Origin of the sequence: Salinarchaeum laminariae (genome assembly GCF_023204835.1) — an archaeon.
Lineage (GTDB): Archaea > Halobacteriota > Halobacteria > Halobacteriales > Salinarchaeaceae > Salinarchaeum > Salinarchaeum laminariae.
The window spans coordinates 1013849-1027478 of the sequence record NZ_CP096270.1; the positions used below are offsets into that span (position 1 = coordinate 1013849).

General features: G+C 66.4%; 15 protein-coding genes. 9 read left to right on the forward strand and 6 right to left on the reverse strand.

Annotated elements, in window-relative coordinates; all coding sequences use genetic code 11:
• Positions 1 to 116: 116 nt before the first annotated feature.
• Genes MXF70_RS04705 through MXF70_RS04730 form a run of 6 tightly spaced genes read left to right on the forward strand, consistent with a single transcriptional unit; the run spans position 117 to position 4986 of the window.
• Positions 117 to 1910 (forward strand): type II secretion system F family protein, encoded by a 1794-nt coding sequence (locus MXF70_RS04705; protein ID WP_375140840.1) that lies wholly within the window; start codon positions 117 to 119, stop codon positions 1908 to 1910.
• Positions 1907 to 2722, forward strand: a complete 816-nt coding sequence (locus MXF70_RS04710) for a DUF7289 family protein (protein ID WP_248517852.1) — start codon at positions 1907 to 1909, stop codon at positions 2720 to 2722. The genes MXF70_RS04705 and MXF70_RS04710 overlap by 4 nt, the downstream gene beginning before the upstream one ends.
• Positions 2719 to 3201 carry a DUF7266 family protein gene (locus MXF70_RS04715; protein WP_248517853.1) on the forward strand — a complete coding sequence of 161 codons (483 nt, stop codon included), beginning with the start codon at positions 2719 to 2721 and terminating at the stop codon, positions 3199 to 3201. The genes MXF70_RS04710 and MXF70_RS04715 overlap by 4 nt, the downstream gene beginning before the upstream one ends.
• Positions 3198 to 3953 (forward strand): DUF7263 family protein, encoded by a 756-nt coding sequence (locus tag MXF70_RS04720; RefSeq protein WP_248517854.1) that lies wholly within the window; start codon positions 3198 to 3200, stop codon positions 3951 to 3953. Before MXF70_RS04715 ends, MXF70_RS04720 begins: the two co-directional genes overlap by 4 nt.
• Positions 3950 to 4393 carry a DUF7262 family protein gene (locus MXF70_RS04725; RefSeq protein ID WP_248517855.1) on the forward strand — a complete coding sequence of 148 codons (444 nt, stop codon included), beginning with the start codon at positions 3950 to 3952 and terminating at the stop codon, positions 4391 to 4393. The genes MXF70_RS04720 and MXF70_RS04725 overlap by 4 nt, the downstream gene beginning before the upstream one ends.
• Positions 4390 to 4986, forward strand: coding sequence for a DUF7261 family protein (locus tag MXF70_RS04730; RefSeq protein ID WP_248517856.1), 597 nt, complete (start codon positions 4390 to 4392; stop codon positions 4984 to 4986). The genes MXF70_RS04725 and MXF70_RS04730 overlap by 4 nt, the downstream gene beginning before the upstream one ends.
• A gap of 78 nt (positions 4987 to 5064) precedes the next feature.
• Here MXF70_RS04730 and MXF70_RS04735 read toward each other — a convergent pair whose 3' ends face one another.
• Positions 5065 to 5280 carry a hypothetical protein gene (locus MXF70_RS04735; RefSeq protein WP_248517857.1) on the reverse strand — a complete coding sequence of 72 codons (216 nt, stop codon included), beginning with the start codon at positions 5278 to 5280 and terminating at the stop codon, positions 5065 to 5067.
• Positions 5281 to 5549: 269 nt separating this feature from the next.
• Between MXF70_RS04735 and MXF70_RS04740 the strand changes: the two genes are divergently transcribed.
• Complete coding sequence (locus MXF70_RS04740; RefSeq protein WP_248517858.1) at positions 5550 to 7163, forward strand: PKD domain-containing protein; 1614 nt, start codon at positions 5550 to 5552, stop codon at positions 7161 to 7163.
• Between the two features lie 79 nt (positions 7164 to 7242).
• On the opposite strand, the gene MXF70_RS04745 is transcribed toward MXF70_RS04740, so the two are convergent.
• The 4 genes from MXF70_RS04745 to MXF70_RS04760 all read right to left on the reverse strand — a co-directional run bounded on the left by MXF70_RS04745 (position 7243) and on the right by MXF70_RS04760 (position 11250).
• Complete coding sequence (locus tag MXF70_RS04745; protein WP_248517859.1) at positions 7243 to 8067, reverse strand: MBL fold metallo-hydrolase; 825 nt, start codon at positions 8065 to 8067, stop codon at positions 7243 to 7245.
• Between the two features lie 421 nt (positions 8068 to 8488).
• A complete protein-coding gene (locus MXF70_RS04750; protein WP_248517860.1) occupies positions 8489 to 8914 on the reverse strand; it encodes a hypothetical protein in 426 nt (141 codons plus the stop codon).
• 99 nt (positions 8915 to 9013) lie between these two features.
• Entirely contained in the window at positions 9014 to 10414 is a 1401-nt protein-coding gene (locus MXF70_RS04755; RefSeq protein WP_248517861.1) for an ATP-binding protein, read from the reverse strand.
• Positions 10415 to 10671: 257 nt separating this feature from the next.
• A complete protein-coding gene (locus tag MXF70_RS04760) occupies positions 10672 to 11250 on the reverse strand; it encodes a DUF7090 family protein (protein ID WP_248517862.1) in 579 nt (192 codons plus the stop codon).
• Between the two features lie 157 nt (positions 11251 to 11407).
• On the opposite strand from MXF70_RS04760, the gene MXF70_RS04765 reads away from it, so the two are divergent.
• Both MXF70_RS04765 and MXF70_RS04770 read left to right on the forward strand, forming a co-directional pair.
• Positions 11408 to 12091 (forward strand): class I SAM-dependent methyltransferase, encoded by a 684-nt coding sequence (locus MXF70_RS04765; RefSeq protein WP_248517863.1) that lies wholly within the window; start codon positions 11408 to 11410, stop codon positions 12089 to 12091.
• Between the two features lie 181 nt (positions 12092 to 12272).
• Positions 12273 to 12932 (forward strand): hypothetical protein, encoded by a 660-nt coding sequence (locus tag MXF70_RS04770; RefSeq protein WP_248517864.1) that lies wholly within the window; start codon positions 12273 to 12275, stop codon positions 12930 to 12932.
• Between the two features lie 78 nt (positions 12933 to 13010).
• Here MXF70_RS04770 and trpY read toward each other — a convergent pair whose 3' ends face one another.
• The gene (gene trpY, locus MXF70_RS04775; protein ID WP_248517865.1) at positions 13011 to 13514 is read right to left on the reverse strand and encodes a TrpY family transcription regulator; all 504 of its coding nucleotides are present in this window, start codon (positions 13512 to 13514) and stop codon (positions 13011 to 13013) included.
• Positions 13515 to 13630 lie beyond the last annotated feature (116 nt).

Genomic DNA, 13630 nt, shown 5'->3' on the forward strand with positions numbered 1-13630 from the left:
GCGGCCAGCCGACGGACGCGGTCAACGCGGCTCACGCTGCGGCTGCCGCCGAGAGCGACGGGCGCGACGCCGGGAGCGGCGTCGGCCTCTCGCTCCTCGATCGTGCGCTCTACGCCCTGTTCTCTCGCCACGCCGACAGCGGTCGCCACGCTGGCGACCGGGCCACCTACCGCGGCACCGACGTCTCGACCAGCTTCGGCGTCTTCGTCGCCCGGCTCTACGGCCTCTCCTGGATCGTCTTCCTCCTCGGTGTCGCGTTCGCGACGGTCGTCGTAGCGGCGCTGTTGCCCGAACAGATCGCCGCGACGCAAGCAGCACTGCCGACCGGCAGCCGGGGCGTCGCCGCGATCGTCCTTGCGTTGCCGGCGGCGGCTCTGCTCAAGCGGGGCTCCATTCGCGCAGGCGGACGCTATCTGAAGCTACGTGCCGCGGCTCGCGCGTCGAACATCGAGCGCACGCTTCCGGGTGCCGTCCGCTACCTTCGGGTGCTATCGACGGGCAGCGACGATCTACGCGGAATGTTTCGGAAGGTAGCGAACAACCGCGAGGCGTACGGCCACACCTCCGTCGCGTTCCGAACCGCACTCAACAAAGCGACGCTGACGGGGAGTCTCGGCGAAGGGTTGCGGATCGTCGCCCGGGACACGCCCTCCCGGGATACGCTCGCTCCCTTCCTCCTGAAGTTCCGCGAACACGCCAGCCAGGGCCAGGAGGAGCTGACCTCCTACCTGCGAATGGAGGCGCGGATGCTCTCCCATCGGCAATCGCGGGCACGACAGCGTCGACAGGACTTCCTCGAACTGCTCGCCGAGCTGTTCATCGTCATGCTCGTGTTGCCGGCGCTGCTGGTGATCGTGATCTCCGTCCTGAGCGTGCTTTCGACCGGTCTCTCCGGCACCCTTTCGACGCCCTTTGGCTCGATCACGCTTCGGGCCCTCGTGATCTACTCGAGTGCGGTGCTTGTGCTCATCGTCGGGTTGGCGGCGTCGATGGCCGTCGAGAGCCTCCGGCCACCGGGACAGACTCGCGTCTACGAGCGACCGGCGACGATGGCAGAGACGCTCGCTCGTGCGACGACCAATCCGGCCTGCGCGATCGTGTTCGCGCTCCCGATCGCAGCCGGGATCGCGATTGTCCTCGTCGCTGCCGGGTTCGATCCGCTGAACGTCCTGCTGTTGAGTTACGCAGCGGGTGTGATCCCGGTCGGCGTCATCTCCATCCGCAGATCGCGGATCGACGACGCGAAAGACCGGGAGATCAAGGACTTCGTTCACGCCGTCTCCGGACACGTCGCGCTCGGCAGACCGTTCTCGGAGGCGGTCGGCATCGTCGCGCGGGAGGTCGATCTCGGCCCACTGGATCCCGACGTCGCGGATCTCGCCTTCAACTCTCGGCTCACGACCCACGACGGTGACCTCCGCAGCGAGGCGCTCGATCGGTTCGTCGAGCGCGTCGGGACGCCGCTGGCCGAGCAGACGATCGGTCTCGTCACCGGTGCGCTGGACTCCGGCGGAGACGTCGAAGACGTGTTCGACGCACTCCAGACCGAGGTCGGTCGCCTCCACCACGAGAAACAGGCGCTGAGATCCTCGATGCAGGTCTACGTCGCGGTCGGCTGGACGACGGCGCTCCTGATCGTCGGGATCACGATCGCAGTCAACAGCTACGTCATCGACGGATTCACGCAGCTCTCGGCGGTTTCGGAGGTCGACGGTTCGATCGGGTTCGACGCCGGCGCGGTCGATCTCGACGCGATGCGGTTTCGTTTCTACGTCGTCACCCAGTGCACGCTGGTCGCCTGTGGGTGGTTCGCCGGCGTCGCGAACCGCGGGCGGTACGAGGGGCTGTTGCACTCCGGCCTGCTCGTTTTGCTGGGCTATCTGATCTTCCGCGGGGTGGGAATGGCGTGAGCCGGCGTCGCGACGTTGGCGGTCGCTGCACCGATCGACGCGCCGCCGACGCAGGATCGGATCGCTCTCGCGCCTGGAACCGCGCGCAGTCCCATATCGTCGGCGTCAGTCTCATGATCGGACTGACGGTGCTGGCTCTGGGTGGGCTCACCGTCGCGATCGGAACTGTCGTCGATTCGGGCGCCAGCGACGCGGAGGCAAATCGCGTCGCCGAGGCGATGACGATCGTCGCCGAGCCGGGTGACGTGATCGGGACGGCCGAGGCAGAGCTACGCTTCGGCGACGGATCGTTGACCACGGAGCGTCGCACGATCCGCGTCATCGACGCGAGCGACGGCAGCGTGATCGAACGCGTCGACTCGGACGTACTGGTCTACACCGTCGACGACTACACCGTCGTCGGCGGGAACGGAGCCGTCCTTCGCAGCGCCGGCAGCGGCGCGACGATGGTCGAGCGGCCGTCGGTCGTCGCCGATCGCGGGAGCTCCGGCGTTCTGTTGCTCGGTGCGCCGGAGATCGACGCAGAGAACGTCTCCTTCGGGACGAACGGGCAGGCGCGCGTGACTCTCCGGGCGGCGGTGTCCCACCAGCGGCTGGATCTCGGCGAGCGCACCGTTCGGCTCGCCGTTCAGACGGCCTATCCCCGTGCGTGGGCCGAATTCTTCGAGCGAAAGGGAGCGACGGTCGTGAACCGATCCCGGACGTTCACAGAGGACGGCGCCGACGCCGAGTCGAGCGTCGTCGCGGAGTTCTCCGGCCAGCGACGGACGTATCTCGTCGTTCACCAGACGGATCTGGAGGTGCTGCCGTGACTCGCGGACCGAAGCGAGGCGGATGCGAGTGGGACCACGATAGGGCAGTATCGGCAGTCGTCGGCAAGTCGCTGGAGGCGGGGATCGTCGTCCTCTACATCTCGACGATGGTCGGCGTCCTCTACGGTGGCGTCGTTCCGGAGTACCAGGCGACGACGGGCGAGGAACTCGGCGAGCGTGTGCTGGCAGAGAGCGTGCTCGAGGTCCAGACCGCAGTGCCGGCCGATTCGAAGGCGACCGGGACCACCCGTCACCAACTTCCGCGAACGATCGACGACGAGCTCTACAGAATCGTCGCGTCGAACGACTCGCTCAGACTTGTCCACGACACCGCCGCGATCAGTACGACGATCCCGCTCCGACTGCCGTCGGACGTCCAGCGCGTCGAGGGCGAGTGGCGAAGCAGTGCGCCGGCCGTGGTCACCGTCGAGCAGACGTCCAGCGGCCGCGTCGTCAGGTTGGAGGCGGGATCGGCGTGAGCCGCGGGTTCGAACCGAACGAACCGATATCGACGCTTGCCGGCGACGATCGGGGACTGTCGACGCTCCTCTCGCTCGTCGCGGCGATCACTGTCGTCACGATCACGCTCGCCGGGACGATGGTGATCGTCGAGGACGCGTTCCGGGACACGCGCCGTGGCGACGCCGAACGCGTGACCGCGATCCAGGCCAGCGACCGACTCGTCGCGGCCGGCGGGCCGATCGCGGTCTCACAGAACGTCCTCGCGGCCGACGAACTCGATTCGCTCTCCGCCGCGGATCTGCGGCAGGTCGGCGCCACCGACAGATTCGAAATGGCAGTCGCCGTCGACGGTGATCGTATCGCCGCCGTCGGCGATCCAGGTGGCGGCCACGTCGTTCGCAGGATCGCACTCGTCCAGTCGAGCGAGCGCGTCGAACGGACGCCGGTGCTGGTCGGTACCGATCCCGGCGTCACCCTCCCCGTCCGGACCGACGCCGTCGAGCTGACGATCGATCCGCCCTCGAGCACGACGGTGACCGAAGTTCGTTCCGGCGATCGCGTCGTGCTCGCCGACGGCGGCGGGCTCGAGGGCACCTACGACGTCCTGACTTCGCCGTACCGAACGCTGTCTCTCGAGTTCGAGACCACCGGTCCACTCGACACCGGCGACGTCGAGATCGCCTACCAGTCGACGGATAGCGACCGGGTGATCCTCGCAGTCACGGTCGACGACACGGAACGAGCGTCCGGCGGAGGTGCGTCGGTGTGACTGGCGGCTCGCCCCGACGTATCGGTAGGGCAGCGACCGATCGCGCACAGCTCTCGATGCCGGTCGTCGAGGCAGGAATCGGCGTCGTGATGATCCTCTCGCTGGCTGCGCTCGTCGCGATCGGTACGCCGGCGCCCCCGGCCGACGATCCCCAGCTCGACGTGTACGCCGAGGACGTCGGAATGGTGCTGGCAGAGGAGCCGCCGCGCCACGGCGGCACGACCCGTCTCGACGAACTGACCCGCTCGCAGACGAGCTTCGATCGGGAGGCTCCCGCGCTCGAACAGCGCGTGGAGTCGCTCCTTCCGGCGAACCTCCTCTATCGGATCGAGACTCCCCACGGCGCAGTCGGGTTCGAACGGCCAACCGGCGCGGTGGCCGGTGCGTCGACGGTGACGACCCAGCACGGCGAGGTTCGAATCGAGGTGTGGCACCCGTGAGCGCCGACGATTCGAGTGCGGGAGCTTGTGGCGATCCGGCCGCTGCGGGCCGACTCGGATCGCGGCGAGGCCAGCTCGTCCTCGTCGCTGCCGGCGTGATCGCGATGGGCCTGCTACCGGTCGTCATCGCCTACATGCAGCTCGGCTACGCCGGCATGGCCGCGAGCACGCCGAGCGCGACGACACCCACGGACGACGCGCGCTGGGCGGTCGAACGGGCGGCGTTCTCCGCGAGCACCGATCTCCAGGGTTCGCGGCCGTGGAGTGCCCGGGCGGCGGTGGCGAGCGACGCTGCGGCCCGATTCGACGCCCGCGTCGCTTCGATCGAGACCGGGAGCGTCGAGCGCGGCACCGTCCACGAGATCGAGCGAAACGGCTCAGCCGCGGCAGCGTGGGCGAGCGCCAGCTGTCCGGACGGCCCCGGCCGGGAGTTCGGCCCGTGCGAGGCGATCGACGGGGTCGTCGTCCAGGAGCGCGGCGGTGACACGCACGTCGTCGCGATCGCGGTGGACCTTCGGACGGTAGTGGAGGGCGCGACCTACGACGGGACGTACGTGGTCAACGCGGGGGTCGGCGGGCGGCTCAGTGACTGACTAGCCGGGATAGATCCGCCCGGTCCCAGGCGTCCGCAGCGGCGGGCCACTCGGCACAATCTCTTTCACACGGGTTCATCACGATCGACCATAGGGAATACTGGCGGCCATCCCACTCTCACCGAATCGATCGGTCGTCGTGGCGGCCTCCGGCGGGCTGGCAGTGCTGCCGTCGCTCTCACAGGCGTCGAAGGTCTGGCCGGGAGTGCCGCTGCGTTCAGCGACGACGACGGGGACGCCACCGGCACCGACGACTACCCTCGCGTCACGACTCGCGGCCACTTCGACATTCACTGATGGTACGGCGACCAGCTGACCGACGGCCACACCGGAACCGACTACGACACCGTCGGTTCGATACCGGGCTGGAACGACGGTAGCTCGCCATCGGAGGTCATCGTCGCGGTCCACGGCTGGCTGACGGCGGCCTCCAGCAGGCTGACCACGCTCCCCACCTCGATATTCCCGACAACAGCGTCGCCGTCGATTGCGGCCCGTCCGGACCCGAAGCAGTCGGGAACTGCCACAACGTTTCAGTACCAGTGTTGCAAACGAACACCAACATGTCCACCGATCGAGCACAGTCCAGCGCCATCGCCACGGTCCTCATGGTGGCCGTGGTGATTCTGGCAGCGAGTGTGCTCGGGCTGTGGGCGTTCTCCTTCGCCGACGGCCTCTATAACTCCGAGGAGGCCTCGACAACTGCCTCGCTGACCGTCGAACACGCCGACGGCACGCTGACGATCGAACACCACGGCGGTTCGGGGCTCGACGAGAACGCCACGACGGTGGTCCTCTCCGCGGGCGGCGATCTGGAGCGTGTGCCGCTGTCGGCGTTCGGGCTCGATAGCGGTGACGGAGACGGCACGCTCGAGGCCAGCGAGCGGCGCAGCCACTCCTACGCGCCCAGCGGCGAGCGCGTCGACGTGCTGGTCGTCCACGACGGCACCCGCGCGCTACTCGATACGACGCTGAACGTGGACCTGACGATCGATCTGTCGCTCTCGGCGACCCAGACTGCGGGCACGGCGCCCCTCCCCGTCTCTTTCGAAGCCGACGCGACCGGGGGTGAGGCCCGACCGACGTCGATCGATTTCGACGGGCGCACGATCCAGAGCTACGGGGGCTCACAGGACGCCGATGGAAGTTCGCTGGTGATCGAGGGCGGGAACGGCGTCGGCGTCTACGGCGACTCCTGGCGGGCGGTCGACCTCCAGTATACGGTCACGGCGGACACCGTCTTGCGATTCGAGTTCCGGACCGACGACGCAGGCGAGATTCACGCCATCGGGCTCGACAGCCAGCGCAGCAGTATCGACGCGAACCGGCTGTTCAAACTCCACGGGAGCCAGAACTGGGGCATCCAAGCGTTCGACGGCAACTACACCACCGGCGATGGCTGGCAGAGCTACGAGATTCCGGTCGGTGAGTACTACACCGGGCAGATGGCGTACCTCGCGCTCGCGATGGACGGCGACAGCGACACCGGCGTCTCCGAGTTCCGGAACGTCCGGCTCTACGAACCCAACGGCAGCACGCTCAGCTACGAGTGGAGCGGCGACTCGATCGGCTCCCACTCCGGCCCCACGCTCAATCACACCTTCCTCTCCGGCGGGACCTACGACGTCTCGGTTACGGCTACCGACGCCGTGGGGAACGCCGTCACCGAGACGACGACGGTTTCGGTCGATCCTGCGCCCGCGCCGCTGGACTTCTCGGCGAGCACGATCACGCCCTACTCGTCGTCCCAGGACACGGCCGGCGGCGCGACGGTGATCGACAGCTCCACCCTCGAACTGACGAACAACACCTGGAAGCAGGCGACGCTACCGACGACCTGCACCGTCGGGTCGGACACCGTCCTGACCTTCGAGTTCCGCAGCGACGCGGAGGGCGAGATTCACGGCATCGGCTTCGACGACGGCAGCACCGTCGACCAGCGCAGGGTGTTCAAACTCTACGGCACCCAGTCCTGGGGGATCGCTGGGTACGACACCTACGTCGACGGCGCCAACTGGACGGCCTACGAAATCCCCGTCGGCGAGCACTACACCGGCAGCTTCGACACCCTCGCGTTTGCGACCGACGACGACGCGGCCACCGCCGCTCACTCGGCCTTCCGGAACGTCCGCATCTACGACCGTTCCGGTGGCAGCTACACCCGAATCTGCGACTGACCTTCCTCCCGGCAAATCTGATAGGCGCCCCGGCGGCCGAGCGGGGCGAGCGGCGCTCGATCGGCAGGACCGTCGACAGTCACAGCTCGAAGCGCTCGCCGTCGACCGCCAGCGGGTCCTCGAATGCCTCGTCGGGCTCGAAGTTGTGCGAGCAGTGGACGAGCCGAACCGTCTCGGCGTCGAGCGCCTCGGCCATCGACAGCGCGCCGGTCCGGGTCATGTGTTTCGTGCCGAACGTTCTGGGAACTCCCTCGGCGTCGTGGTGATCGCCGCCCTTCGGGTGGTATTGGCAGTAGCTCGCGGGCACGATCGCGTCGGCCAGGAGGAGGTCGGCGCCGCGGAGGACATCGCGGGATCGCTCCGGGATTCCGAAGCTGGTGTCGCCGGTGAGCGCCAGGGCTGCACCGGTCTCGGGATCCTCGAGCCGCAGGCCGTAGCAGACCAGCGGCGGGTGGTCGACGGGCACCAGCGTCGCCTCGAACCCGCAGGTCTCGATTTGCTCGAGGGGATCGGCGTCGTGAACCGTGACCGTGTCGAGATAGTCGTACCGCTCGCGGGCGGTTTCGGCGACCGATTTTCCCGTCACGGGATCGGTCTCGTTCGCTGCGTGGACCGGGAGATCGCGCACGAGCCGGTAGGCGTTGCCGAGCCCGTCGAGGTGGTCGAAATGGACGTGCGTGACGATCCCCGCGTCGGGGAGGGCGACGCCTGAGTCGAGAAACTGCTGGCGGAAGTCGGGGCTGAAGTCGATCAGGAGGGACTCGCCGGTGAATTCGTTCCGCACGTGGACGGAGAAGCGCGTACGCTCGACGCCGAGCTCTTTGGCTCGCTCGCAGGTCTCGCAGTCACAGCCAGGAGCGGGTGTACCGATCGTATCGCCCGTGCCGAGCAGCGTGACCTCCATTCGTGTGTCGGAGTAGGGGTTGCTGGCGTCATACCGTTCGCGGTTCGGTTTCGGATAAATGGTGGATGCGTGCTCAGTTCCTGATAACCGACGACAGCAAACAGCTTGGAAGCCCCCTCCCGATCGACCACCGTCGGAGCAAGCTCCGACGAGGTTTCGCTCGCTTACGCTCGCGAAACCGGCCGCGACTCGCTGCGCGCTTCACTCGGTCGCTCCACTCCCTCGCTGTAGTGCTTGCTTCGTCGGGGCAGGTCGAGCGGTCGGCCCCTTCCAGTCCCACCCGATGGTGGCTGGTCAGGGCTCGCGAAAACACGGTGGAGGGTGGAATCGCCGAAACCCCTGTGGACTGTGTCACGGAGCGTTCGGCGGCGGTGGGGTGTGAGTTTTTGGTGAGGGCGGTTGATTCGACCGCACTGACCGGTTACACCCGCAGTACCGATCCCCAGAGATAGGGCGCGAGCAACAGCGTGATCGGAACGACGATCCAGACCTGGCCGGCGGTCACGTCGTACTGCTCGATCGTGACCGAGACGGGCGTGCCCTCGGCGTAGCCGACGAGGAACTCGAATCCGACCGTGAGCACGGTCCAGACGAGTCCGATCCCGATGAGTTCGGCGTCGGTGAACGATCTGTTCGACCACGCGAAGAAGCCGTAGCTCACGAGCAGAATGACGCCGGCGAGAATCGCCGTACTCAGAACGTGGGCGCGGTGCTCGTCCATGCGTGGCACGAGCACCGTCTCGCGAAACACGCCGTTTCCGATTGCGAGGACGGCCAGCAGGAGCCAGACGCCCAGCGGTGCGATCAACGCGCTGGGGCGAATACTGAGGAGTGGAGTCCAGACCATACGTACGAAAGGCGCTCCTGGATCAAATAGCGAGCGTGTGGCTCCTGATTGTGGAGAATCGAGAATCCCGATCGAGCTCCGGACGTAGTGTTGCGCCGGTCAGTCGTCGGAGTGGTCGTGGTCGGCGTGATCGTGGTCGTGATCGTGACCGCCGTCCGCTGCCGTCCCATCGTCACCGTCGTCGCCGCTGATGTCGCCGCCGGCGACGAGCGCGTCGGCGTCGCCGTCGATCATGTCCATGTTCTTGAGGTTGTCCCGCTCCTCGAAGTCCTGGATGGCGGCGAGCAGGTCCTCCTGATTCAGCTCGGTCCGGCCCTCCGTGAGCGCGGAGAGGACCGCCTCGCGCATGACGAGTCGGAGGTCGCTCCCGGTGAGTCCCTCCGTCTTGTCGCCCAGCGACGCCGGATCGAACTCGTCGATGACCATCTCCTGGGTGATGATCTCGAAGATGTCCGCCCGCATTCCGGAGTCCGGTTTGGGGAAGTTGACGATCTCGTCGAACCGCCGCCACGCCGCGGCGTCGAGGTCGTCGGGATGGTTGGTCGCGCCGATGAGGAGCACGTCGTCGCGAACGAGGCTGATCTCGTCGATGGACTTCAGCAGCGTGTTGACCGCGCGCTTGATCGCGGCGTGCTCGTCGGAGGAGCGGGTCTTCGCGACGAAGTCGAACTCGTCGATGAAGAGGATGCAGGGGGAGAGCCGCTTGGCGACCTCGAACACCTTCTCGACGTTCTTCGCGGTCTCGCCGAGATACTGGCTGGTGATCATCGAGAGCTTGACCTCGACGAAGGGCAGGTCGAGCTCGTGGGCGAGCCCGCGGGCGGTCGAGGTCTTGCCGGTCCCCGGCGGGCCGACGAACAGCAGCTTCCCGATCTCGCGGAGGCCGATCCGCGCGAGGTAGTCGCGGTGTTCGATCGCGGTGACGATCTTGTCGATCTCGCCTTCCTGATCGGCGGTCAACACGAGATCGTCGAGCGTGATCTCGATTTCCTCGGGCGCTCGAACGTCCACGAGATCGAGCATCTCCTGGTCGTCCTCGTCGTCGGCACCGAAGTACTCCTCGAGCAGCGAGTCGATCCAGACCCGGTCTGCCTGGATCGGTCGGTTGGCCTCGCGGGCGGTCTCGTAGTCGAGTTCCTCGGGCGCGTCCTCGTGATCTTCGAAGTACGACGCCAGCGTGGGGTTGGTCTGCAGGCGATCGAGATCAACGCGCTCGAGGAACCACGACTCCGCGAGCTCTCGTTTCGTGAAGGAGATGGTGCCCGAGAAGTCGTCCCGATCGGTGAACATCAGGCCAGAAGCGGCGTCCCAGGGCCGCTCGTGCCCGGTCGCGGCACGGGCCGTCTCGTTCGTCGTTGCGAGCGGTCGCTCGATCGTTCCGTCCTCCCAGAAAACGCTCCGGTAGCGCGGCGGCAGGTCGTTCTCGTCGAGGTCCCGGTCGTCGCCGTATAGCTCCGTCGTCAGGAGAAATTCGACGACGTCCAGCTCCGGTGTACTCATTCCCAGCGTGGTTGGTGCCCCTGGGCGTTAAGCCCGTCGAAGTCTGTAACGGCTGCCAACCGCTGACACAGCCGATTGTGGCCGGGTTACCCCTGGTTCTACATGGCGGACCAGCGGCTCGTCGATGAAGGGATCGGTGCCCCTCGCTCAGTGTGGGTATTCTCGAATCGACGTCTACACTCCGTTGGCGCCGGTGGGGCCTTGCAATCGCCCGCTCGGACCGTCGCGAAAAACGGCCGTGCGAATCCGGAAGTCGACTACTCCTGAACGTCGATCGAGTCGTCTTCGTCGAGGTCGATCACGACGTCGAAGCGGTCGCGATACGACTCCAGGACGTCCTCGTCGTGAACCTCCGTCGAGAGGTGAAAGAGTCCGACTGCGTCGTGTTCGACCAGGAGGTCGAGAATGCGATCGACCGCATCGCGAGCGTCGTCCTCGCCAGCGTAGTAGGCGAGCTCCGTCACGGAGTCGAAGCTGACGCGGACCTTGCCGTCGTGGTTCTCGAGGAACTGCTCGGTCTGTTCGACGATGCCGTCGGTGTCGTCCGGCGAGGAGACGTAGTGGACGTCGTCGCGGGTCCGCCGAGAGTAGCCCCGCTCGACGGAGAGGGTGTCGAGGATGACGGCGCTGTCCTCGTCGACGTCGTAGTAGTCGAGCTTCTGGGTGACCTCACGGGCCGTCGTTCGCGTCGAGATCACGAGGAAATGGTCTGTGTCTTTCTTCAGAAAGTCGGTGTCTACGCGGTCGGTTGCTGCCGTGCTCGGATGTACCAGCAGTACGCTCGTCCCCCCGGGGATCGACGCTGGACCCCCGTCGACCGCGAGCTCGTAGTCCATACCTACCGCCTGGGCACGGAGTCACCTTAATTCCTGTTCGACAGACCGTGACAGGCCTCGGTCGGCGACGGCGGCGAACCGGACGGGCCACCGCTCGACGAGCAGACCGTCTTCGCCGGTCGAAATACCCTTGCCAGGGGCGCGAGTGGCCTCACCCATGAGCGTTCGCGAGGAGTTCGACGACTGGGCGGCGGACGGCCGCGATCGGGGAATGGAGGAACGTCACTGGCGGACGGCGAAACACGCGCTCTCGTCGATGCCCGTCGAGGCCGGGGACACCGTCCTCGACTTTGGATCGGGCAGCGGCTACGCAGCCCGAGCGCTCCGGGAGGCTGCCGGCGCTGGCCGCGCCATCGGGATCGATGGCGCACCGGAGATGGTGGGAAACGCCCGCGAGTACACCGATGCGGACGAGCCCGTGGAGTTCGTCGCCGGCGACTTCCATCACCTGCCGCTCCCCGACGATTCGGTCGATCACGCCTTCTCGATGGAGGCGTTCTACTACGCCGCGGATCCCCACGCCGCACTGGCCGAACTCCGGCGCGTCCTCCGCTCCGGTGGCACCTTCTACTGCGGGGTCAACTTCTGGACAGAGCACGAGTACAGCGCCGGCTGGGCCGACGAGATCGACGTACCGATGACTCGCTGGAACGAGGCCGAGTACCGCGAGGCGTTCCGCGACGCGGGGTTCCACCTCGCCGGGCAGACCCGAATCCCAGACACGGAAACGGAGATCCCGCCCGCCTCGGAGTTCCCCAAACAGTGGTACGAGACGCCCGACGAGCAGCGTGAAAGCTGTCGGGAGTACGGCACGCTGTTCACCGTCGGCGTCGTTCCGTAATCTGGGTGTGTATCTGGGCGCTCTTTCTGCCTCCGGCATCCCTCAGTACTGACGGAGTGGGGGTCCGTCTCTCACCGCTCGGTACCGTTCCACGATTCCTGCCGGTCGGCCGCCCGGTGATCAGTGGAGCGCTTCCGCCACGGCCAGCAGCTACTTTGGGAATGGGGGCAGTTGTTGCCGCATGCGACGGCGAGACATTCTGGGGATGGCAGGAGCAGGGGTTGTCGCGGTGACTGCCGGCTGTTTCGGATACACCGTCAACGAGGAATCCAACGTCGCGGATCGACGAGACCGCATCGACTCGCTCGAAGCGGAACTCGACGAAACTGACGACGAGCTCGATTCGCTCGAGGAGTCCAACGCGGACCTCGAAGAGCAACTCGGCGAGGTCGAAGAGGATCTGGCAAACTCACGGGCCAAACAGATCCTCTATCTGTACTCCTGGGGCATCACCCACCAGAACAACGCCTCGAACGCGTACAACGACGCCTACTCCTTCCTGGAGAGTAGCAACTACCGCGCGGCGAGGGCGGAGTTCAATCTCTCCGGCGGGTACTATCACTCTGCGGAGAACAATTTCCGCGGCGCGACGAACCGCGCCGAGGCGCTCGGTGAATCGACCGTCGAAACCTACTGTCAGGACGCCACGTCACGGTGTGGTGGGATGCGAGACGCGGTGGCCGACTACCAGACCGCGATGTATCACTACATAAACGGGGACCAGGCTGCCGCACAGAGCGACATCGACTCGGGCGACGCAGAGTTCAACGACGCCCAGCTGTACGATCTGAACGGTCTCGACGTCCTCGAATCGGAGCTGTCGGTCACGATCGACGTGTGACCGATCGCGGTCTCGCCGTCGTTCAGTTCCTTGGGACTCGATGGTCCCGCTGCGAACGCTACCGGCCGTCGGTCACGGTCACTTGATCTCCACCGACCGAACGAACTCCAGGCCGCTCAGCTGGGTCAGCAGGTCGCCCGGCGTCTCGCCGTCGATGATGACGTAACAGCGCGCCTCGTCCGTGAACTCTGGATCCTCCGTGATGATCTGGCGGATCGACAGCTCTCGCTCGGCGAGCAGCTGGCTGACCTCCGCGACGATGCCGTGTTCTTCGGCCTCGGCGACCTCCACCGTCAGCACGGTGAGATCGAGCACCGGCGCGAGGTCCATCAGACTCGGCACCTGGGAGATGTTCTGGAAGATGCGCCGGAGCTCGGGGTCGTCGAGGATCGCGTCCGTCGTCGAGTCCACGACCCGCCGATCGACGTCGATCTCGCGGGCGATCCCCGTGTTCGGAATCTCGATCCCACCGGAGACCACGCGCCCCTCGTCGTTGACGGAGAATCCCCGCTCCAGAAGTAGGCGAATCACCGCCTGCTGACTCGGACTGCCCTCGAACTTCTCTAGAATCTCGTCGAACATGCTCGGTCGTTCGCCCCGGGGTGGTTTGAAGGTGGGGGATGAATACGGCTATAAATAATGTGGGTTGGCGTGGAATCGGTCGCCAGTGTGCCAGTCTTCGAAGTTTCTTCGATCGT